We start from the raw sequence: 22,482 nt of genomic DNA on the forward strand, positions 1-22,482 counted from the left end.
ATGAAGCGGCTACACTCGGTCATTTTTACAGCAGCATGCCTCCTTTTTTTGCAAGGCTGTTACGATCGTACCAATCTGGAGGACCTCTCGTTATCGCTTATGATTGGTCTGGATGTGGATGAGAAAAACCAGTTGATCGTTTATTCTTCCAGCCCTGTATTTAATAAAGAGGCACGACAAAATCGGAGACGGTGGAGGTGAAAGCAGTCAACATCAAAGAATCGCACAATGCGCTGGACACCATGCTGACTGGCTTTACCAATAGCGGCAAAAACCAAACCATACTTCTCGGAAGAAGGCTGCTTCAGCAAAAAAATGATTTAATGAAGTTGTTTGACCTATATTATCGTGATCCTAAACAAAATGCGACCACTCGGCTGGTTGAGATCGACGGACCGGTAGCCGAGGTCTTTCGTTATAATCCGACGGATAAGCCGCGTCTTCCCATTTATATCAAGCAGCTGATTGATACCGCCGCGCGAAGGAGCCTTACGGTATTAACAAACATCCAAGTGCTACGTCGTCAGATGACAGAACAAGGGATGACGCCTTCAATCGCAGAAATAAGAAAAGATAAAACGCAGCTTAAAATTACCGGTACCGCCCTGCTGACAGAGCGCGGAGAATATGTGATGACCCTCCCGGTGCGGGAAAGCCTATTGCTGCTTATTTTGCAAAATCACGTTTCAAACGAACCGTCCATATCCATCCCGCTATCGGGGATCGGGGATGCAAAGGATCACAATGAGGTTACAATCAATATTAAAAGCGTAAAACGAAAGATGAAAACGAGCCGTAATTCCGGTACCTTCCAATTTGATATGAATCTTCGGTTAATCGTAGATATTACCTCGATGAACTTCTATTATGATATCCAAAAGCATGATGCAAAGCTGGGAGATCAGATCGCTAAAGAGCTTCAAACCCAGCTCATGTCTTTAGTCCAAAAATGCCAGTCCCAAAAAATAGACCCGTTCGGATTCGGGATCTATGCAAGGACCTATCAATATCCGGCGTGGAAAAAGGTCGAGGATCAGTGGGGAGCTGCGTTTGCAGACGCTAAAGTTCAGATCTCCACTCATGTGAAGATCAATGCCTATGGTGTGACCCAATAGTTGGAGGCAAAAAAAACGAAAGGAGCTAAGCGGCTTCTTCTCGCTTAGCTCCTTGGTTTTTTCCGCGCCTACTTTATGACCGCCTGTTCAAGTCGACTATTCGTCTTCCTTAAAGATCGGCGTAATGCTCAGCTCAAATGTAAATTCCTTATCGTTCAGCTGATACTGCGGTGCCAACTCCGGTCCGCACGAGTGCGAGCCGACGCCGCTGTTGCGGTAGTCGAGCTGCACAATCGTTTCCTTGCGCTTGAGCCGCTCCAGCTCATAGTCGTGCTCTGCCGCTGTCAAGTCATGCGGGGTAAAATGCTCCGCGTTAAACGAGAAGTCGCCGGAGCTCGACGTGAACTTAAGTCCCATTCCCTGCTCGTTGGATAGGATCGCCCACTCCGTGCCATAACGGGCGCCGTTCTCCTGCGGCATGATATAATTCTGGAACATCTCGTCGACTGACAGCAAGTATCGGCCCTTCTTGGCACTTTGCCGCTTGTCGATATACGATTCATGAGGACCGAAGCCGAAGTATTCGACCTCCTCCGTGCCCCGGGGCATAATCAACTGTAGGCCGAAGCGCGGCAGGAACAAGAGGTCCTCGCGTACCTTGACGTCCACCCGCAGCGACACTTCGCCGGTACCGTCGATCCGCCACAGCGCTTGGCCGTGCAGCAGCGGAAGGCGGATGTAGCCGCCGAGCGAGAAGTCGACTGTAATTTCCACTGTGTCTGCTGACGGCTGAGACCATTCGCAGCGATACACCTTCATGGAGGCGCGGTCATAGCCTGCCTCAATCCACTGCTGTTTGATTCTGCGGTCGTTATCCATCGGCGCCCGCCAGATGTTGAACTGCGCCGGGGCGGCCAGCATCTGCACGTTGTGCTTGGAGAGCTGTACAAAGGTGCCGTCCTGCAAGTCAAACACATGGCGGAAATCGAAGCCGTCGATTGCTAAACGACCGCCGGAGGTGCTCGCTAGAACCGGCGGAGCATCGACTTGCAAAGCTGCCTGCTCGGACGCTGCCGCCGGGGAGAGCTCGAATTGCTCAAAGGTCAGCTCGTGACCGATGCCGGACCAACGTGTTTCTTCCTTCATACGGATGGAAATGGTGAGATAGGTTTCTTCCTCTCCGGTCGGTTCCGCATAAGGGACGGCGATGATTTGGCTGCCGTGAGGCGCCGCATCCAGCTGCCAAATATGCCCCTGCTCCACGAGGCGGCCGGCCTGCTCGACCTTCCAATACAACGCCGCATGGGTCAAATCGCGGAAATCGTACAGGTTCGTAAGGCGGATCAAGCCTTTGGACAGGTCCTCCGCTTCCAGACGGACCGGAGCGATCACTTTTTTCAGCTCCAGCAATCCGATGTGCGGCTTTCGGTCCGGCGATACCAGTCCGTCGATGCAGAAATTCCCGTCATTCGGCTTGTCGCCGAAGTCCCCGCCGTAAGCGAAGAATGGCTTGCCCTCCGGCGTATGCGTCTTAATCCCGTGGTCGTTCCACTCCCAGACGCAGCCGCCCATCAGCTTCGGATACTTATAGATGACATCCCAGTAATCCTTCAGATCCCCCGGCCCGTTGCCCATCGCATGGCTGTATTCGCATTGGAACAGCGGCTTGACCTTGTCCGGATTCAGGGCATGCTCCTCCATCTCCTGGACCGTCGCATACATTCGGCTGTCCATATCCAGACAGTCCGTGTCGGGATGACCTTTATATTTCTCCGCCGCCCCTTCGTAATGCACCATTCTGGAGTTGTCCCTCTCGCGGGTCCACTTCGCCATGGCCATATGGTTCACATGATAGCCGGACTCGTTGCCCATCGACCAGATGACGACACACGGCTGGTTTTTGTCCCGCTCCACCATTCGAATCGCCCGGTCAACGAAGGCCGCTTCCCAGTCGGTGTTGGCCGACAGCACATGGAAGGCGCCTTCGACCCCTGTTCGAATCAATCCATGACATTCCAAATCCGCTTCATCGATCACATAGAAGCCGTATTCGTTGCACAGCTCCAGAAACCGAGGGTCATTCGGGTAATGGGAGGTGCGGATCGTGTTGACATTATGCTGCTTCATCAGGTTCAAATCTTTGATCATATGGTTGACCGGTATCGTCTGACCGAGCTCCGGATGTGAGTCATGGCGGTTTACGCCTTTCAGCTTGATCGCCTGGCCATTGATTCGGAACACGCCGTCCGCAATCTCCACACGGCGGAAGCCGACGGAAAACCGCAGCACCTCTTCCCCGCTGTGTACGTACAGCTGATACAGGTTAGGCTGCTCGGCATTCCACAGCTTCGGATTATCCAACGTGAGCTTAACCGCGCCTTTGCCGTCGATGACCGCGCCGCTCGACGCGACCGTCTCGCCCGAGGCATTCTTCAGCTCAAGCCGCACCTCACAGCGCCCGCTCGTCTCGAGCTCACAATTCAAGTCCGCCTTGCTGAAATCGGCGGCCAGCTCCTGACGGATAAACGTATCGCGCACATGCGTCTTCTCTCTGGCCAGCAGGTACACATCGCGGAAAATGCCGGAGAAACGCCACAGGTCCTGATCCTCCAGATAGGTTCCATCGCACCATTTCAGCACGAGAACGGCGATGCGGTTGCTGCCGCCGCGCAGGTAAGGCGTAACGTTAAATTCTGCCGGAATCCGGCTGCCCTGGCTGTAGCCGACATAAGCACCGTTTATCCATAAGTAGAAGCAGGAGTTGACGCCTTCAAAAACGATATATTTCTCTTTGTCGTCCCACTTGTCGCTGACTTGAAAATCCCGGACATACAGCCCCACCGGATTGTCGTCCGGCACGAAAGGCGGATCGCAAGGGATCGGATAGTTAACGTTCGTATAATGAAGCTGATCATACCCGTTCACCTGCCAGCAGGAAGGAACGAGAAGGTCGTCCCAGCCGGTGACGTCCACCCCCTCTTGATAGAAGCCGTCCTCCACCCGCTTGACGCTCGCATGATATTGGAACTTCCACGTCCCGTTCAAGGTCCGATAATAAGGAGACCGGCCCCGTTTATTGGCTGCCGCCGCAGAAGCGTCGGCGTATGGAATATAATAAGCCCGCGGCGCTTCACGGTTTACGTGCAGCAGATTAGGGTCTTCCCAGTTTTTGTCAATTTTAAGCACTTCAACTCGCTCCTCGCTTAATGAGATAAAAATATATGTTGATTATACAACGCGTCCTGTCGGATGTGAAACAAGACAAAATAAAACATATTCGAACAGCTTAGGTGCTCCCATACCAAATCTATGTGTGAAATGTGCAAAGCACCCCGCCTTCTCATCTAAGCGGGGCTGCTTTAATATTATTTCACGGCTTGATCTAACGAGCGAATTGCAGCCAGAACGTCGTGATTTCATACGGAGCGATTTCGCATTGAATGTCACCCTCGCCGACATAATTATGCATTCATTCTTATTGTTAAAGATACCGCTTTCAGCTATAGACGTTACGGAACTGCTCCTCCATATTAGAAGTTTTATTAGCCTATCCTTGCGATATATCATAACACTTGAAAATAAAACAACCTTAGTTCAACACACTATCGAACCAAGGCTGTTTATGATCAGCTTACGGGTCAAGATCAGTAAAACAGGCGCAGAAAGAGTCATGATCTTTTTACTTCAACCTTCGCGAGAGCCTCGTAAAAGCGAATTAGACTTCCATGATCACAATCACCTAATCCTTCTACCTTCAATGCCTGCATCATCTCCAAGACCGAGGCAGTAAGTGGTAGTGGCACGCCGACCTCATGAGATGTTTCGAGTACGTTGTACAAGTCTTTCATATGAAGATTGAGCCGGAAGCCGGGTTCGAATTTCCGATCCATCACAAGCGGCGCTTTGGCATCCAAAACCGTGCTGCCAGCTAATCCGCTTCGTATTGCCTGATACACCAGCTCCGGCTCTACTCCAGCTTTGCTCGCCAACACGAATGCCTCGGACATAGCCGCGATGTTGATTGCCACGATGATTTGATTCGCTAGCTTTGTGACGTTGCCCGCGCCAACATCACCCGTGCGCACAACCGTAGCGGCCATCGCTTTCATAATATCATAACATTGGTCGAAAATTTCTTGTTTACCCCCTACCATAACGGATAGGGTTCCTTCAATCGCCTTGGGCTCTCCTCCACTGACCGGCGCATCCAGCATATCGATGCCTTTCTCACCCAGCTTCTGAGCAATTTCTTTACTCGTCAGCGGAGCAATCGAACTCATATCGATCACGACGGTCCCAGGCTTCGCCCCAGCGATGATTCCCTTCACGCCCAGTGCTACTTCCTTCACTTGAGGTGAATTCGGCAGCATGGTGATCACCACATCCGTTTGCTCGGCAATCGCTTTAGGCGTATCAGCGGAGGATGCACCCAAAGAGACGAGCTCCGATGCCCCTTTGTTCGTTGCCAATACAACTAGCTCGTAGCCGGCCTTCAATAAATTTTTGCTCATTGGCTTGCCCATGATGCCTAGTCCGATAAATCCAATTTTCATCAAAATCCCCCTATCCAAGCTTAATGGCTCCCATTTCGTTAAGTATATCTCTGAGCTTGCCGCGGTTCTCCTCGACAGCGGCCGTATTCGGCAGAATAGGACTTCCTACCGGAACGCCAATCAAATTCATCGCTTCCTTCGTAATGACGGGGAAGCTTGCCAAATTAAAAGCCACTCGCAGAGGAGCAAGCTTGAATTGCGATTCGAGTGCTCCCGCCAGATCGCCTGCCATAAACTTTTCATAAATTTCCACCACAAGCGCCGGAACAATGTTGGCTGTGGAAGCAACGCAGCCCACCGCACCATAAACCAATGAACCCAGTATCATCAAATCTCGCCCTGCCATGACCTTGAAGCCTTTTTCCCTCGTTGTGCGAATGTATTCCGCTGTTAGCGACAAATCGCCGCTGCTGTCCTTTACCCCGACGATATTTGGAATATCGGCCAGCCGCTCCATCAGACGAACGGATATATTGCTGCCTACGCGATCCGGGTTATTGTACAGCAGCACAGGAAGAGAGCTCGAATCGGCGATTGCGCGGAAGTGCCGATACAGTTCGTCCTCGTTCGGCGTCAGGAACATTGGAGGTAGGATGGTTAAGGCTTGCGCTCCCTGACCCTCCCCCATTCGCGCTAGTTTAATGCACTCTTTGGTCGAGATGGCCCCGATCCCCACGTATACAGGGACACGCCCCCCCGTTTGATCGATGGTAACATGGACTGCCCGCTCCTGCTGCTCCTGATCGAGACCGTAAAACTCACCGTTGCTCCCGAGAGATAAAATGCCATGAACGCCACCTTCAATAACATGCTCCACAACACGCCGTAAGCCTTGCTCCTCTACACATTCCTCCGCATCCACAGGGGTAACGATAGGCGGTATGACACCGCGAATCCAGCTTGTATCCATCCGTTCTCTCCTCCTTATTTCCCAACGCCAGTCCGCAATCCAAGGATTACAGCGTTTCACTTCTTCTTCGCGTATTCAGCCGTGTATTCTTCCATCATTTGGTCGCCGCCTGCTTTTCTCCACTTGTCTACTTCGGCTTGCCATCCGGCCTCGTCCAATTTCTCCATTATAAATTTGGTTTGTGCGTCACTAATCATCATGTCCAGCTCCCCGCCTTTGTCGGAATACGTCTTGGAACTCAATGTTAGCGCCGGATTGGGTACAGCAAGGTTCAGGTTATCGGCTACCACCTTCCAGCCCTTTTCCTGCAGCTCCGTCATCTTCAGCGGCATTCCCGTGCCGTTGACCTCGAAGGATGGCAGGCTGTCCCGGTATGGCTTCACTTCGAGATTGAATCGGCCCAAGTCTATGAACTCCGCTTTGCCGTCCGCTGTTTTCGTAAAATGCTTGTGTTCTATGCCGCGGGTCAGCAGCGTTGACATTTCGGGCTCCAACAGCTGATCAAAGAAACCGAGCAGCCGCTTCAGCTCCTCCTCGGTCTTCACGCTGGATTTCGGGAATACGAAGAAACCGTTATTGCCGGGCTCTGCAGGAACCCGATTACCGGATGGACCAACGAAGGGCACAATACCTACTTTGCCATTAGGTACAGCCATAGATAAGTTCTCTTGAGAGCTCGCCGCTGCCGAAGCAACCGTATTAACTCGTATGCCGACCTTGCCGGCATTCCATTTGTTATCGGCATCTGCCGGCTGTACGACGGAAAAGTCCCGGTTGATCAGTTTTTCTTGGAACAGACGCCGAAGCAGTTTCATGGAATCCAGATAGGGCTTGGTCATAAATTCGGGTACCAGTTTCCCGTCTTCAATCCCCCATTTGTTAGGAGCTCCCTGCGAAACTGCCAGACGGGTCAAAAATGCACTGCTGGTCGAGGGGTCATTAAACGATTTATCGAGAAACATACCGTACGTATCATCCTGGCCATTATTGTCCGGATCCTTCTTGGCAACGGCTTTCATGATGGTATACCAATCATCAAGCGTTACCGGCGGCTTCAGATTAAGCGCATCGAACCAATCCTTCCGGTACGTGATCCCCGCTCGACCGATATCGCGATACAACGGCAAGCCGTACAGCTTGCCGTCCACCCTAATATTGTCGTAATATAATGAACTCGCGGACGATAAATGTTTGTAATTTTTCAGCAGAGGTCCGATCTCCCAAAAAATACCGGATTGGATTGCGCTAACCGTGGTTGCATTCGACGTAAGCTTGATGGCTTTAGGCAGTTCACCTGATGCGATCATGATATTTTTCTTATCTTCGAACGCTGGGGCTGGAATCCACTGAATATCGAGCTTCGCATTCGTATATTTTTCGATGGCCTTCTCGACTTCGTTCCCTTTCTTCGGAGCTTCACCAATTTGAGGTGTTGCGATAGTGACCGTGAACGGCGTAGGGTCTTCCTTCCCACCGGACTCCCGGCTTTTTCCTCCGACACATCCCGATAGGGCGCCAGCTGCCGTTACCAACGATACCCACAGAGCTAGAAGGCGCAGTCTATTCATGGTGTAACCCCCTCTCACTCAGGTGACAGGTGCGGGATTGAATAAAGCCAAGTCGTTGTGCAGGCCCCAATGGTCCGCCCAGGTTTTCTTCGTTCCGCTCGCGACATCCAAAATGAGTCGAAACAGCTCCCAGCCCACTTCTTCAATGGTCGCTTCTCCTGTCGCAATAGTTCCTGCATTCAAATCGATCAGATCGTGCCATTGCTCAGCCAACGCATTTCGTGTCGACACTTTGATAACAGGCGCTGCAGCTAGACCGTAAGGAGTACCCCTGCCCGTAGTAAATACCTGGACGTTGATACCGGAAGCCAACTGCAGCGTACCGCAAACGAAATCGCTCGCAGGCGTAGCCGCGAATATCAAGCCCTTTTCTACCGCTCTTTCGCCCGGAGACAAAACACCAACTATCGGACTCGTGCCCGATTTGACGATAGATCCAAGAGACTTCTCGACAATATTGACGAGCCCGCCTTTTTTATTGCCCGGTGTAGTATTGGCGCTTCGGTCCGTCCGGCCGTTGTGCAAGTAATCGTCATACCACTGCATCTCATGGATCAAAGCCCGGCCGACGTTCTCATTAATCGCTCGAGGCGTCAATAAATGAATGGCATCTCTGACCTCCGTCACCTCAGAAAACATAACCGTTGCCCCTGCGCGCACCAGTAAATCGGCGGCGTACCCGACGGCCGGATTGGCGGTAATCCCCGAGAAAGCATCGCTTCCACCGCATTGCAATCCGACAACCAATGCAGATGCGGGACACGTAACGCGTCTCCGTCGATTTAATTTGTCGAGCCGTTCCTCCGCCATCGCCATAATCGCTTTTACCATAGGTATAAACCCGGGACTGTCCTGCAATGTAACGATCTGATCCGAAGCTCCGTCAGACGCTAAACGTTCAGGAAGCAGCTTCTCGCATCCCAACCCGACGACCATAAGCTCACCGCCGAAATTCGGATTGCGCGCGAGATTGTGAATCGTACGTATTGGAATAATGGCGTCCGGTGCATTAATCGCCACCCCACAGCCGTAAGTATGAGTGAGCGCGACAACATCCTCTACATTCGGGAATCGGGGGAGCAGCTCTTCTTTGATCTTCTTTACCGCATACTGAAGTACGCCTGCAACGCATTGTACACTGGTCGTTATTCCCAAAATATTCTTCGTTCCGACGCTACCATCTTCATTCTGGTAACCCTCAAACGTATAGCCCTCTAAAGGAGGAAGCGCTTCCGGCACCTCGGTTGCGATCGCCAAATCTTCCATTCGTGGCGGATTAGGCAAGCTCACCTGCGATTCGTCGATCCAACTGCCCCTTGCAATCGTTCTCATCGCATACCCGATCACTTGACCGTAACGTATGATGGCCTCATCTTGACCAATATCAGCAAGAGCTACCTTGTGTCCCTGCGGAACACGTTGATGGAGCTTGAGTCCGCACGGGAATACGGTACCTTCGGGCAATCCTCCCGTAGTAACAACCACCCCAATATTATCCTTGGGGCTCACTCGGATATACAGCGGCATCTCTGTTTTCGAACGTTCAACTGTCATAAAGACGATTTCCTCTCTGTACAGCACTTGTTCTAGAATTAAACTCATAGTAATCTGATATTAAAAAAAAGTAAAAGTGTTTAAATTTAGTTTTCTCTAAAAAAAATTAAGAGTAAAGCGGTGACTGAGCATGGACTTGAAACAGCTGGAATATATCATCCAAATTGCAGAAGAAAACAATATTACCAAGGCTGCCGAAAAGCTGTTCATTACACAATCCGCTTTAAATCAACAGCTTTTGAGACTCGAGAAAGAGCTCGGGACACAGCTCTTTGTTCGCTCTAGAAGCAACTGGCATCTAACCCGGGCTGGAGCAATCTACGTAGAGAGCGCCAAAAACATCCTTCGCATCAAAAAAGACACCTACAACCAAATCAATGATCTTCTTGAACTCAAAGAAGGCAAATTAACGATCGGATTAAATCCAGGGCGAGGCATCGATATGTTTGCATCTGTGTACCCTATTTTTTACAAAAAGTATCCAAAAGTAAAAATAGAGCCCCTTGAACTGCCGGTTAAAGAACAGCAGTATGAAATTTCCCAAGGGAATCTGGATATAGGCTTTGTTACACTCCAAGATTTTCAAAAAACAGAAGACGTGTATATCCCTCTTTGCTCGGAAGCCATCATTTTGGGCGTTCCTGCCTCCCACCATCTAGCCCATCTGGGAGGCCAACTCGGCGGCCCGCTTCCTGAAATCAGCCTGAAGCATTTCGAGCACGACTCATTTGCCGTCATGCAGCAAGGATCCACGCTGCGGGAGATCTACGATCGTCTCCTCGAGGATGAGGGCATCGCTCCTCCCATTTTATTGGAAACGAGGAGCTGCCAAACTTTATTTGATATGGTGTCAGAGCAGATATGCTGTTCCGTCATCCCGATCAGCTACGCTAGGCCCCGACCGAACGTCTCCTATTTCTCCCTCCTGCAGCAGCCCGTGTGGGAAATTGCCGTCAGCTACAAAAAAGGCAGCTATTTAAGTCAAGCTGCTAAAGAAATGATCGAGATTTGTACTGAGTTTTGGCTGCAAAAAATGAGCAATTTGAATGGAAACCAACCGAGTTCACCGATCCCATAACGCACGTTTAGAAAAAAAGCACAATAGAGAATCGGCTGCCGCCAGTATTCCCGTATGCTTTTGATTTTATCTTAGCTATGTTTCAACGTATGCACGGCAGGATACCCCGTCGTTAGGACTGGTGAAACGTCGCCGGCAAATCGCTGTCTCACGATTGAAAAGCCCGGAGCCCTTACCTAGATCTACATATGGGGAACCGCAATTTATCTCCAAATCCCCATTCATTATTAAGCCTTTGCCCATAAAAAAACTGCACCCCATTGTCAGAGGGTGCAATGGGGGTGCAGTTCTTCATAGGCTATTTAACGCGATCCGGAGTAAGTACGTGTGCCAGTTTTACCTGTCCATGGGTTGAGGTTAGGTTTTGTATTGTAATTATTCTTGACGGTATGATCTGGTGTTGTGCGATGATAGGAATTTACATGAGTTCCATTTTTCTTGGTGTAGCTATGTACCTTTGAAGAACTAGATTTACTGCCCGTACCCGAACCATGGCTGGACGTTTTGGCTAATGCTGAGTCGACGAAACTAAACATAAGGCAAAAGGATATACTTAGCACCGCTAATTTTTTAAATGCTTTCACGTGATTCACCTTCCTCATTGGGGATAGGGTTCAGTCATGCAGCTTTTCGGCCAGCAGCCTGAACTTCACATTACAATACACTGTCCAAATAGGCCCTCGCAGCTTCCGGATGACCTAGAATGCGTGCAGAGCGTTCTTCGTCCTTCCACATTCGTTCCTCCGCCTTGGAAAGGACCTCCTCGATCCTCTCCCCAGGAATAACCACGATACCGTCCCGATCTCCTACAATATAATCCCCCGGCTGTACCGGAGTGCCACCGCAGCAGATAGGCACCTGCAATTCTCCAATTCCCGTTTTGCCGCTGGCCGCCACCGTTGTTCCTCTGCAAAATACAGGAAAGCCAAGCTCCCGGGTTCCCCCGATGTCACGAATGACGCCATCAATTACTAAGCCGCCCAATTCCAAGGTCTGTGCCAGTCCAACAATAAAATCCCCCGCTACGGCACGGCTTAGAAAGCCTTTGCCGTCAACAACGAGAATATCCCCCGGCTGTGCCTCCCTGATAGCCCGAAGCACGGAAGTATTTTCTCCCGGTGGAATGGAAACGGTAAATGCCCTCCCTGCTACCTTGTACTCATCCTTAATAGGGCAAATTCCTGGATCCATCTGACTTTTTCCCTGCAGCGCATCCGACACGCAGGTCGACGGCAGCTCCTGTAAACGCTGAATCCATTGCTCCACGTTCATTCCTCCTGCTCTTCTTCTCAGAACCCGTTACGAAGATCATCGGTCTCATAAATTTTTGCGGTTAATCTGGGCAGCTGCGATATATCAAAGGATGGCTCGAACTTATTTACAAAGTCGACGTTTTTCCGTACCTCCTCGGACCATCGCATGCCCACATTAATCAGATGAACTCTTGGATCGGATAACACAAACTTTAAACACACTTCATAAGAATCGGCTGCGGCAAGCCATTCCGGCGCTATATATTCCAATAATCTCTGTAAAATTCCGGATGTCATTGGCCTCATAATAGCGATGCCAATGCCCGCTTCCGCGGCTTGTTCAAGCAAGTGACGGGCGGCGGATTGATAGATCAGGTTGTAGCACACCTGTATGACGTCAAACGACTTGGCCGCCGCTAAATCCAACGCAGAGTATGCTTCCTCTGTCGTTAAGCCTACCAATCTCACTTTACCCTGATCTCTTAATGTAAGCAGAGCATCCAAAGGGCCGCCGTGCATAATATGTTCGAAATCTTCCCTTGTATAGTCTCCGCCATGAAATTGGATGACATCGACATAATCGGTTTGCAATCTTTGCAAGCTATCTTCCACACTCTTGATGACGGAAGCTTTGTCCATCCCATACGGTCTCACCTTGGTTGCCAAATAGCAGTCTTGCCTGCGGCTTTTCATCACCTCCCCAATGATCGATTCACTGTGCCCATTCCCGTAGCTGGGGGCCGTATCAATATAATTGATTCCCGCATCCAGCGCGGTATGGATCGTATGAATCGCCTCCGCCCGGCCCTCGGGGCTGTAAGGATTCCAGTTCTGCGCTTTGTTCACGCCGGAGAAAACATACCCGCCAACAGCAATGCGGCTCACTTGCAGCCCAGTTTTACCTAACTGCGTATATTTCAACTTCGTTCCCCCACATCCCTATGTTGATTCATATAGTTAGAGAAAGCTTTAAGAAATAGTGCGCCAACCGTAGCGCCAGCATCCTGGTGCCCGATCGATTTCTCCAAATATCGTCCAGCCCGACCAAGGCGCGACTGCATATGGATGGTTTGCTTCATGCCTTCCTCCGCTGCCTCGGCGGCGGAATGGATGGCATCGACCAGCGATTTCCCTGCCGAATAAGACGATTCCAACGACTCTGCAGCGGGAACTAACGATTCTAGGATCGTCTTGTCACCAATCTTCGCTTTTCCCCGTTCCATGATTCCACTGACCATCGCTTTTGCTACCACAATCAAATCCTCAAGGTACAGTTCCGATTTCCCTTGTACGGCCTTACCGCTGCGCATAAGCGCTGTAGCCATCAGCGTGCCCATAGTGGAGGGTGCTTTTTCGGCCATGATCAGACCGCTTCGCATCAGTAACGCGCCTATATCCCCTTCCGGAATATTGGGGAAATTATCCTTCACCGCCGCAAAGCCGCTGCTCATCGTAAGTCCGATATCTCCGTAAGCTTGCACAAATAATCTTTATTTTCGTCCATAATAACGCTTACATCAGTTAAAATGGTTTTCAAATCACCGAAGCTCAAACCATCTTTCATAGAATCCCTCCGTCGTCGATTAGTTTTGAGTTCGAAATGGGGTCGAGAACGGTTTATCCAAGAGCTCACGAAGTTCATCATCGAGAAGTAAAATAGAGACGGAAAGCCCTGCCATTTCCAAGGAGGTTGCAAATTCGCCTATATAAGGACGATGGATGTTGATCCCTTTCTCTTCCAAAAGCTCATGTACCTTGCGGTATACAATATACAGCTCCTCGAGCGGTGTAGCTCCAAGACCGTTGACTAGAACGGAAACCTTACTGCCGGAGGAAATCGGCATATCTTCAAGAATCGAATTGACTAAAGACAGGGCTATAGCATCCGCCGATTCCAGCGGTCCTCTACGAACCCCCGGCTCACCGTGGATCCCCATGCCAATCTCCATTTGGTCATGACCGATTTCAAAGGTCGGTCTTCCGACGGCCGGCAAAGTACACGAAGATAAAGCGACTCCCATCGTCCGGACATGGGCACTGGCTTTTTCGGCGATTCGTTTAACCTCATCCAGATCTGCTCCGGTATCGGCCTTAGCAGCGGCAAGCTTATACAAATAAAACATGCCTGCTACTCCACGCCGCTGCTCCTCGTGTCCCTTAGGCATGGACGCCACATCATCGGTCGCTACCACCGTTTCCACCCTAATTCCTTCCATATCCGCTATTTCGCAGGCCATGTCAAAATTCATTACATCTCCGCCATAATTGCCGTATATGTAGAGGACGCCGGCTCCGCCATGGATGGCGCGAGTAACATCGACCATAACTTGCGCGCTCGGAGAAGCGAACATGTTGCCTACGGCCACTCCGTCCAGCATGCCTTTCCCAACATAACCGAGAAACAATGGCAGGTGACCGGACCCTCCTCCGGTTGCGATGGCCACCTTACCTTGCACAGGAGAATCCGCTCTAACAAGCGCACGGTTATCCTCGCGCACGCTTCTGAGCTGGTCGGAATGCGCGAGAAGCAGACCTTCCAGCATCTCGTCTACCACGTTTTCCGGGTTATTGATCACCTTTTTCATAACATACTCTTTTTGAGTCATCGTTTATCCCCTCCCCTTGATATAAAAATAATTATCGTGACCAGGTATAATAAGGTCAGCAATCTCGGCAATCGCTTCTATGGACTTTACTGCGGCTGCAGGATCAACCGTGTTGAAATAATAATCCTTTGCGAAGAAGAAGTCCTTAGTCATTACGGCGTCAGCCGCAAGCACGACTTTCATTCCCTCACTATGAAATACTAATGAATGATGCCCCATGCAATGTCCGGGAGTCGCGAGCAGCTCGATCCCTGCTGAAATGCCCTCCTCTGCCGGCTGCAGTTTGTTTAAAATCTGTCGATCTGCGCTGCCTTCCGAAACCTTAAGCTTGCAATCTTCGATTTCCCTCGAGGCCATAACCCAGCGGGCTTCTGGAAAAGCTTCAATGCCGAATCGATGATCGCCGTGAAAATGCGTAAGTACTACGGTGTCTATTTGCTGAGGCTTTAGTCCCGTCCGTTGTTCAAGGACTGTCACCATCTCTTCAGGAGGACAGCTAGGGTCCACAATTATATTTCGCCCTTGCGTTCGGATGAGGGTACAAGTGCACCTAGGGGCTCTATAGGCTTGACGATCGGACTCACCCCAAAATTTATTCCTGCTGAGGTGGCCAATCGTGAGAATGTCCCATCGGATATCTGTCATGCTTTCGGTCCTTGCCCGGCAGCCTGAAGACGCCGTTTTGCTTCTTCGTAAACCTCGGTCGAAAGCGCGCCTTTTGCGGCAATTCGTAGGTTTTCAGCCAAATGCTCCGGATTCTTAGTCCCTACGATCGTTGTAGACATATGCGGATGACTGAGTGTAAAACGCAAAATAAATCCCGTGCGGCTCTCACCTTCATCCAGCAGTTCATCCAGCTGAGCCTTCTCCCAAACCGTCCAACGATCCCTATTCCCAAGCCCTGCACCGGGCTCGCCTCGGCCGACGCCGCCGCGGATGATGGTGCCTGCGCCGGATAACGCTGTGCCTGAAATGACATTTTCATGGTCTCTTTCCAAAGCGGAGTACGGAATCTGGAAGCTGTCGAACACACCAGTCTCGATGTACTTCGAAATATGCGGCAGCGTTGAGGAAATGCCAATCCAGCGAACCTTGCCGGACGCCTGGATTTCTCGAAGTACTTCGAGCAAGGAAATATTCACTGCGTCGGTGGCTGATAAATCGCCCGATATATTCTTCGCTTAAACCGTAATCGTACGCGGTATCGATGAAATTGATGCCGGCATCGAGAACGGCATTTAAAATCCGCTCCGCTTCATCATCTGTAACGGAACGACCGCTCCAAATCCGTGGTCCGCGAATTTCCATCGCTCCAAACCCGAGCCGTGTTACCTCTAAGCCTGTTCTACCCAGTACTGCTTTCTGCATCATGCTTCCTCCCTAGTGCTAGTTTATTTGCATTCCTCATATTCCTTTAAAAAAGTACCGAAATTATCATATTTCCTGCACCCGGATAGGCTTTATCCCGAACTTCGATCAGAGATTCTGAATACGCTTTCAAACGCATCGGGTAACGGGTGGCTACGCTATTTTTAAGCACTACGCTCCTTTCCTTACGAATTAATATCATTATATGGGAAATTATTACTTTCATTAAGAACTGAAATCATGATAAGTTAGTTACCCTAAAGTAACCATTGGAGGGGAAAACATGTTATTCATAAAAACTGTGAATTTGGCTATTCGCTTTCTTCTCGAGCTTTGCGTACTTGCGGCTCTTGGATATGGGGGCTTTCATTTCGGAGCTGGTTCATTAATAACAAAACTAGCTCTTGGCATTGGCTCGCCTCTGCTTATTGCGATCTTATGGGGGACTTTCATAGCACCTAAAGCGACGTTGTTATTGCCAGAGCCTTACAGGTTTATTCTGGAATGTTTAATATTCGGGGCGGCCTCTTCCGCTCTTTACTTAGTTGGAGAAACCAATTTGGCCATGATTCTTGGTGTGCTATTTTTAATTAACCGCATCCAATTGAGCATTTGGAAACAATAAACTAAAAAGGCCACCGATCACGTACCGGCAGCCTTTGCGTGATTTATTGAGTTAGTTTCCTTATTGCGGGTTAGTAGTCCAAATTCCGGCGGTTTTAATAAAAACGCGTGCTGGAAGCTTAAGCGTGGTGAGCACTAGCTCCGCCATGTCCTCCGGCTGCATCATTCGGTCCTCGTCACCAATTTTGAGGCCGGCGTTCGCCGCGAGTTCAGTATTCACCGTACTAGGTGTGAGCGCCGTAACACGAATGTTGGATTTGCGCACCTCCTGCATCAGTGCCTCTGTAAAACCAAGCACAGCGAACTTGGACGCACAATATGCCGACCCGGTCGCGAAGCCCCGTTCTCCGGCAGTTGAGGCGATGTTTATAATGCTGCCGCTGTTTTGGGCCAGCATCGACGGCAATGCGGCGCGTGTGACATAGTATGTGCCCATGAGGTTAGTCTGAATGATACTCTCCCAAACCGCAGGATCCATTTCAGCCACCGTACCGAATTGTGCGATCCCAGCATTGTTGATCAAAATATCAAGCGAACCGAGGCTGTTGATGAGGGATCCGACCCCTTGCTCGGCCTCTCCTCTTTTAGCAATGTCTGCTGCAGCGGTAAATACTTTAATGCCATAGGTATCTTCCAGCTCCTTGCGCGCCGCTTCCAAATCGGACTGCGTTCTTGCCGTCAGACCAAGATTTACTCCTTCTTTGGCAAGCTGCACGGCAATCGCTTTACCGATGCCTTTACCGGCTCCGGTAATGATCGCGGTTTTATTTTTCAATTCCATCTGTTCTCTCTCCCCAGGAAAATAATAATGGTGGGCAACATGATCATAATTCCCATTTTTTGAAACAAGCATTCTCACACCCGAAATCGATAGCCCGCGCCCCAGATCGTATCGATGTATTGTGGATTATTCGTATCCACCTCGATTTTTTCCCGCAGCTTCCAGATGTGGACCGTGACCGTTTGGGTATCGCCATGGGCATCCATGCCCCACAGCTTCTCAAACAGCTGATCCTTGCTGAGCACCCGGTTCGGATGGGTCGCAAGATAATGCAGCAGATCGAACTCCTTCGTCGTGAGCGACACTTCGCGGTCATCGACGAACACTCTCCGCGCGGCGACATCCATGACGAGTCCTCGAACGACGATCAGATCCTTTGAAGGCTCTTTGCTGCCAATCAGCCTCTCGTAGCGGGACAAATGCGCTTTCACTCTGGCGACAAGCTCCAGTGGCTTAAAGGGCTTCGTGATATAGTCGTCTGCCCCGAGCCCCAGTCCGCGGATAATATCGATATCCTCTTTTTTCGCCGTCACCATCAGAATGGGAATGTCGCGCTTTTCGCGGATCTTCTTGCAAATGTCGAAGCCGTTCACGTGCGGAAGCATCAAATCCAGGAGGATCAGTGAATAATCCCCCGTGAGTCCCATCGCTAGCCCCTGAGCTCCGTCCAGCGCGATATCGACCTCGAAGCCGTTGATCGTTAAATAATCTCGCTCGAGCTCCGCAATGATCTGCTCATCTTCAATAATTAGTATGCTGCTCATCGGCTTCACCATCTTTTACAAAGTCTTCACCGGAAGCTTAATAATAATTTGGGTGCCTTCGCCAAGTACACTTCTTGCTTCAATCGTACCGCTATGCCCCTCTACGATCTGCTTGGCGATAGCCAGTCCAAGTCCGCTCCCGCCCGTTTGCGTATTGCGAGACTGCTCGGCTCGGTAAAACCGGTCAAAAATATGTGCAATCGCTTCCGCAGAAATCCCCTGCCCATTATCCGAAATTTCGATCACTACGTCACTAGCTGTATCGTATGCCCGAAGGCAGACCTGCTTGTCGCGTTTATCCATATATTTTACACAATTGTCCATGATATTGGAAAACACTCGTTTGAGCTTATCCCGATCGATCGACACTTGCGTCGATTTCTGAATTTGAATGTCCGCCTCGAATGCGTACCCTTTCTTCTCCCGCTCCAGCTGCAGCTCCTCTGCCCAATCATGAACGAACGCATGAATCGGGACGAGTACAAAGTGAAACGGCAGCTGCTTCAAATCCAGCTTGGAGTATAAGAAGAGTTCGTCGATCAAATGCTCCATCTCCTCCGTTTTTGAAGAAATGGTGCGGACGTACTTGATCATTTTATCCGGAGTATCAGCAATGCCGTCATGAATGCCGTCCACGTACCCCCGAATGGCCGTAAGCGGTGTCTTAAGATCGTGCGAAATGTTCGAGATCAGCTCTTTCCGATTCTCTTCATATTGCAGCTGAAGCCGGATCGACTCCTGCAGCTGGCCGCGCATTTCTTCGAAGGCGATGCCGAGCTGACCAATCTCATCCTTCCCGGACACTTGAACCCGAAAATCCAGATCACCGGCCTTGATCCGGTGGGCCGCACGCTTCAGCAGCTGCAGCGGTCCGATAATACTCCGCGAAACGACATAGGTCAACACTGTATGCGTTAGGACAAGAATTACAAGCACAGATAAGAATAAAATCGGGAAAAACTTGCGTGCAAATCCGACGATGGGATTCGCTTTTTCCAGAATCAGCACACTGCCCGGATGATGATCCTCATATAAAAAATCAAACTGCCAGATCGTGTACAACTGACTCCCCAGCTTCAAGTCCTGCTCCTGGTCCCTGTACCCCTCTCGTTCAAAAGGCGGCAGCAGATTTAGTAAATCCTGATCCTTGAACAACGGCGAAGCGTAGCTGAGCTTGTCGTCTTTGCGAACCACCAGGCCCGATCCGCTGTTCGCCAGCTCCTGAGTCAAATCATCCAGATATTTGGGATCTGCAAATAAAGACGGGTTCTTATCGGCGGTACGTCTCATTTCCTTGACCAGTCGTTCATCGCGATGATCATTAAATTGGCTCGCTTTGTTCCAATATAAATCGCGAATATTTTGCACGTCGCCGCGATATACGACACCGAGCAGCACCGCGCTCAGCAGGATGAGCAAAAACGGAACGACCAGCATCGCCGCGTAGGACAAGAGCAATTTCAGACGTATGGACACGTTCGTTCTCTCCCCGCCGACTAAACTTCCTTGCGATTAAACATAAAATATCCCAGCGAAAAAAACAATATACAGCACGAAATCAGAAAGAACACACCGCTAAACAGACGCCCCGCAGATACCGTATTGCTGATCCAAAGCAGATGCCAGTCCGTATAGGCTGTAGGCGAAAACGCCGATACAGCATGCGAAAAGAACGGAGCAACCTTGGCAATCGCATACAGCACGATGGAGAACGTAAACGCCCCGCTGCTGCTGCCGAAAAACTGCACAACGAACACGAACAAAACAGCGATGGCGGACATCGAAAGGAACGCAGCCGCATAAGTAAGGATCACTTCAAGCGGATTGAAGCTTCCGGCGGAGCCGAGAAACAAGCTGCATGCGAGCGTCATCACGCCAACCAACAGCAGCATCGCAGCAATTCCGACAAGCAAGGCCAGCGTTTTGGACAAATACACATGAAACCGCGAGATCGGACGCAGCAACGCCAGCTTTAGCGTCTTCGAGGCGATCTCATTCGGAAACAAGTCCGCAGCCGTCAAGAAGATGAACAGAGGGATCCACAGCATCGTGTACAGACCGAGCATATCAATCGGAAACGATCGGCTGATCGTGAACAGACCCAGAAGAGGCTGAAGTGTTCGAAGCGATAAGGCGAGCAGCACCGGTAGGATGGCGGAAAAGCCGAGAAAGACCATGGTTTTTCGTCGATACAGCATGAGCAGCAGCTCATTCTTAAGTCCTGCCTTCAGGCTAGACATGAACGGTCCCCCCTTTGGCTTGCTGAAGCTCATGGATATAGAACTGCTCCAGCGATTGATTGTGCTCGAGCAGCTCTGATACATAGCCTTCCGTGTGCAGCTTACCGTCGAAGATGATTCCCACCCGGCTGCATAGCTGCTCTAACTCGTGAATCATGTGGCTGGAAATGAGAAACGTAGTGCCCCGCTCCTCAGAGCAGTGCTTCACCAGCTCGCGAAACATGACGGTTCCCTCGATATCCAGCCCGTTCGTCGGCTCATCTAATATGACGAACTCAGGCTTAGGCAAGATAGCCGCAGCAAGCGCCAGCTTCTGCTTCATTCCCGTGGAAAAGCCACGGATACGACGGTCCCGGACAGCAAGCAGGCCGACCCTATCCAGCACTTCCTCGCGGTGCTTCTCCGTCAACTCCGGATAAAATTGCGATACGAGCCGTAAATACTGCGATGCAGTCAGAAACTCATGAAAATCAGCCGATTCGATCATGCAGCCGACCCGTCGCATCCCATGCTCATAATGTTCGGTGAGATCCTGACCGAACAACTGAACCGTCCCACGGTCGGGTCGAATAAGCCCCGTGATCAGCTTCAAAATCGTCGTTTTCCCCGCTCCGTTTGGTCCGAGAAGACCATAGATGTCTCCGGACTGGAGCTCCAACTGAATATCCCGAATCCCCCTTTGGTTACCGTATTGCTTGGTCAATTGATTGGTAGCCAATACTGTGTTCAACTAGATCCTCCCCCTCTGTTAGGCTTAGATAAAAAGCTGCAGCAGATAAATCAGCACACGCCAAACTTATCTGCTGCATTTACTTCATTCAGATTCGGTCTTAGCCGCGCCCTCTGCCCTTATGCTCCTGATTCAATGGTTGAGTCTGCTTGCCGGTCAAATCGATCGTATCCGGTGTCGTCGTGTTGAATTCGGATAAATTCGCGTTCAGGTGCACCGTCAATTGATGTGCGGCGCCGGTGTCGTCCTTCCCCGACACCGTGATGTCCGCTTGCTGCTGCTCAATGTAGTTATCCGCGTTCACAGTAGCCTTCACCGTTACCTTCTCGATCTTGATATCTTGAGTCAGGTGTGGGATGTTCGCAGCTAACGCATGCTCATCAAACAGCTCAGGCTGATCCGTCTTTCCAGCGGCAACCGGCTTTTCCTTATGTTCTTTGGTGGCTTGCTTAATCGCTATTGGCGCAATAGCATTCACTACGGCAGGAATTTGCGCATTCGACAAATCAATGCCGATCTGCTTGGAACCGTCGGCGTTATCGTTGATCGTGACGTAATCCTTCAGATTCCCTACCAGCGCGTCGATGACCGTCTCCACTTGCTGGGACATCTCATCGCTTGAATTATCTTTTTTCTCACGGAACTTCTTCTGGCTTCCTTCCTGCTTCACATAGTACACGTCGCTGCTGCCGGGCTTCGCCACGGTGCTCCCGCTTTGCTTGTAGAAGATAACCGATTGGTCGGAGCCGTTATCGGTCACCTTAACTGACCCGCTCGCCGTCTTGCTTCCAATGCCCAGCTTGAAGCTGCTGTCTGCACTGGATAGCGTGGTGCCGTTATCCTGCAAATTGGCTTGCGCCTGTACGCTCACATTTTGCAGTGTCTTCGTGTTTTTAAGCGCAGACTTATAAGCATCGTAGCCCGACGTAGCAGCCATAGCTGAAAAGCCGGTACTGATCATCACAACACTGCTGATTCCAACTGCGCTTCCAAGCATGATCCATTTCTTTTTCATCTTCCTCAAGTCTCCTCCTCATGGGACGAAATAGGTTACTTACCCATAGTACACATCAAAAATAAATCGCCAGTGAACCAATCATTAAAACTTTCTTAACTAATCCTAATAAAACAATTTGCTAAATAGATACATGACACCAAGAGCAAACAACCCCACTCTCGTTGCTGTGTAACACTTGTATCTAGCATAATTTCCGGATACAGGAAATCTACTGGCGCATGGAGTGTGAGTTTAATTCCGTTTCCTTGTTCCAACATAGTAGGGTAAGACGAGGGATTACTCCCTCGGACTCCCCGTCAAACCGTGCATGCGGATTTCCCGCACACGGCTTTCCTTTGTCAGTTCCCCATCTTCAGGAGCGAGTCGTCTTCACCCGTCGC

The 22,482-nt window shown here is 50.4% G+C and carries 21 protein-coding genes and 1 pseudogene; 4 read left to right on the plus strand and 18 right to left on the minus strand.

Features of this window, described 5'->3' with window-relative positions; genetic code table 11:
• The gene (locus FPZ49_RS31275; RefSeq protein WP_144854272.1) at nt 1–201 is read left to right on the plus strand and encodes a hypothetical protein; all 201 of its coding nucleotides are present in this window, start codon (nt 1–3) and stop codon (nt 199–201) included.
• Entirely contained in the window at nt 198–1,115 is a 918-nt protein-coding gene (locus FPZ49_RS31280; protein ID WP_144854273.1) for a Ger(x)C family spore germination C-terminal domain-containing protein, read from the plus strand. Before FPZ49_RS31275 ends, FPZ49_RS31280 begins: the two co-directional genes overlap by 4 nt.
• Nucleotides 1,116–1,211: 96 nt before the next feature.
• Here the strand turns inward: FPZ49_RS31280 and FPZ49_RS31285 are convergent, their stop codons facing one another.
• The 5 genes from FPZ49_RS31285 to garD all read right to left on the minus strand — a co-directional run bounded on the left by FPZ49_RS31285 (nt 1,212) and on the right by garD (nt 9,640).
• Nucleotides 1,212–4,241 carry a glycoside hydrolase family 2 TIM barrel-domain containing protein gene (locus tag FPZ49_RS31285; RefSeq protein ID WP_144854274.1) on the minus strand — a complete coding sequence of 1,010 codons (3,030 nt, stop codon included), beginning with the start codon at nt 4,239–4,241 and terminating at the stop codon, nt 1,212–1,214.
• A 482-nt stretch (nt 4,242–4,723) separates the two neighbouring features.
• Nucleotides 4,724–5,608 (minus strand): 2-hydroxy-3-oxopropionate reductase, encoded by an 885-nt coding sequence (gene garR, locus FPZ49_RS31290; protein ID WP_144854275.1) that lies wholly within the window; start codon nt 5,606–5,608, stop codon nt 4,724–4,726.
• A gap of 10 nt (nt 5,609–5,618) precedes the next feature.
• Nucleotides 5,619–6,518, minus strand: a complete 900-nt coding sequence (locus tag FPZ49_RS31295; RefSeq protein ID WP_144854276.1) for a dihydrodipicolinate synthase family protein — start codon at nt 6,516–6,518, stop codon at nt 5,619–5,621.
• A 56-nt stretch (nt 6,519–6,574) separates the two neighbouring features.
• Nucleotides 6,575–8,086 (minus strand): extracellular solute-binding protein, encoded by a 1,512-nt coding sequence (locus tag FPZ49_RS31300; protein ID WP_144854277.1) that lies wholly within the window; start codon nt 8,084–8,086, stop codon nt 6,575–6,577.
• Between the two features lie 18 nt (nt 8,087–8,104).
• Nucleotides 8,105–9,640, minus strand: a complete 1,536-nt coding sequence (gene garD, locus FPZ49_RS31305) for a galactarate dehydratase (RefSeq protein WP_144854278.1) — start codon at nt 9,638–9,640, stop codon at nt 8,105–8,107.
• Between the two features lie 130 nt (nt 9,641–9,770).
• Here garD and FPZ49_RS31310 point away from each other — a divergent pair, with 130 nt between their 5' ends.
• On the plus strand, nt 9,771–10,718 hold the full coding sequence (locus tag FPZ49_RS31310; protein ID WP_144854279.1) for a LysR family transcriptional regulator: 948 nt from the start codon (nt 9,771–9,773) through the stop codon (nt 10,716–10,718).
• A gap of 654 nt (nt 10,719–11,372) precedes the next feature.
• On the opposite strand, the gene FPZ49_RS31320 is transcribed toward FPZ49_RS31310, so the two are convergent.
• The 7 genes and pseudogenes from FPZ49_RS31320 to FPZ49_RS37740 all read right to left on the minus strand — a co-directional run.
• Nucleotides 11,373–11,984 (minus strand): RraA family protein, encoded by a 612-nt coding sequence (locus tag FPZ49_RS31320; protein ID WP_144854280.1) that lies wholly within the window; start codon nt 11,982–11,984, stop codon nt 11,373–11,375.
• Nucleotides 11,985–12,007: 23 nt separating this feature from the next.
• Nucleotides 12,008–12,892, minus strand: a complete 885-nt coding sequence (locus FPZ49_RS31325; RefSeq protein WP_144854281.1) for an aldo/keto reductase — start codon at nt 12,890–12,892, stop codon at nt 12,008–12,010.
• Complete coding sequence (locus tag FPZ49_RS31330) at nt 12,889–13,422, minus strand: dihydroxyacetone kinase subunit L (protein ID WP_261381708.1); 534 nt, start codon at nt 13,420–13,422, stop codon at nt 12,889–12,891. Before FPZ49_RS31330 ends, FPZ49_RS31325 begins: the two co-directional genes overlap by 4 nt.
• Nucleotides 13,423–13,554: 132 nt before the next feature.
• Nucleotides 13,555–14,556 (minus strand): dihydroxyacetone kinase subunit DhaK, encoded by a 1,002-nt coding sequence (locus tag FPZ49_RS31335; protein WP_144854292.1) that lies wholly within the window; start codon nt 14,554–14,556, stop codon nt 13,555–13,557.
• 24 nt (nt 14,557–14,580) lie between these two features.
• A complete protein-coding gene (locus tag FPZ49_RS31340) occupies nt 14,581–15,222 on the minus strand; it encodes an MBL fold metallo-hydrolase (protein ID WP_144854282.1) in 642 nt (213 codons plus the stop codon).
• The gene (locus tag FPZ49_RS31345; protein WP_261381710.1) at nt 15,219–15,707 is read right to left on the minus strand and encodes an aldo/keto reductase; all 489 of its coding nucleotides are present in this window, start codon (nt 15,705–15,707) and stop codon (nt 15,219–15,221) included. The genes FPZ49_RS31340 and FPZ49_RS31345 overlap by 4 nt, the downstream gene beginning before the upstream one ends.
• A 52-nt stretch (nt 15,708–15,759) precedes the next feature.
• A pseudogene (locus tag FPZ49_RS37740) lies at nt 15,760–15,948 on the minus strand (aldo/keto reductase); the annotation flags it as partial.
• Nucleotides 15,949–16,228: 280 nt separating this feature from the next.
• Between FPZ49_RS37740 and FPZ49_RS31350 the strand changes: the two are divergent.
• Nucleotides 16,229–16,570: a YrdB family protein gene (locus FPZ49_RS31350; protein WP_144854283.1), complete on the plus strand. Its 342-nt coding sequence runs from the start codon at nt 16,229–16,231 to the stop codon at nt 16,568–16,570.
• A 60-nt stretch (nt 16,571–16,630) separates the two neighbouring features.
• On the opposite strand, the gene FPZ49_RS31355 is transcribed toward FPZ49_RS31350, so the two are convergent.
• The 6 genes from FPZ49_RS31355 to FPZ49_RS31380 form a co-directional block, all read right to left on the minus strand.
• Nucleotides 16,631–17,350 (minus strand): 3-ketoacyl-ACP reductase, encoded by a 720-nt coding sequence (locus FPZ49_RS31355; protein WP_144854284.1) that lies wholly within the window; start codon nt 17,348–17,350, stop codon nt 16,631–16,633.
• A gap of 74 nt (nt 17,351–17,424) precedes the next feature.
• Entirely contained in the window at nt 17,425–18,123 is a 699-nt protein-coding gene (locus tag FPZ49_RS31360) for a response regulator transcription factor (RefSeq protein WP_449289947.1), read from the minus strand.
• Nucleotides 18,124–18,129: 6 nt separating this feature from the next.
• Nucleotides 18,130–19,590: a sensor histidine kinase gene (locus tag FPZ49_RS31365; protein ID WP_144854286.1), complete on the minus strand. Its 1,461-nt coding sequence runs from the start codon at nt 19,588–19,590 to the stop codon at nt 18,130–18,132.
• A gap of 20 nt (nt 19,591–19,610) precedes the next feature.
• A complete protein-coding gene (locus tag FPZ49_RS31370) occupies nt 19,611–20,354 on the minus strand; it encodes an ABC transporter permease (protein WP_144854287.1) in 744 nt (247 codons plus the stop codon).
• A complete protein-coding gene (locus FPZ49_RS31375) occupies nt 20,347–21,084 on the minus strand; it encodes an ABC transporter ATP-binding protein (protein ID WP_144854288.1) in 738 nt (245 codons plus the stop codon). The genes FPZ49_RS31370 and FPZ49_RS31375 overlap by 8 nt, the downstream gene beginning before the upstream one ends.
• 100 nt (nt 21,085–21,184) lie before the next feature.
• Complete coding sequence (locus FPZ49_RS31380) at nt 21,185–22,099, minus strand: hypothetical protein (protein ID WP_144854289.1); 915 nt, start codon at nt 22,097–22,099, stop codon at nt 21,185–21,187.
• Nucleotides 22,100–22,482 lie beyond the last annotated feature (383 nt).

Origin of the sequence: Paenibacillus cremeus (genome assembly GCF_007786445.1) — a bacterium.
GTDB lineage: Bacteria > Bacillota > Bacilli > Paenibacillales > NBRC-103111 > Paenibacillus_G > Paenibacillus_G cremeus.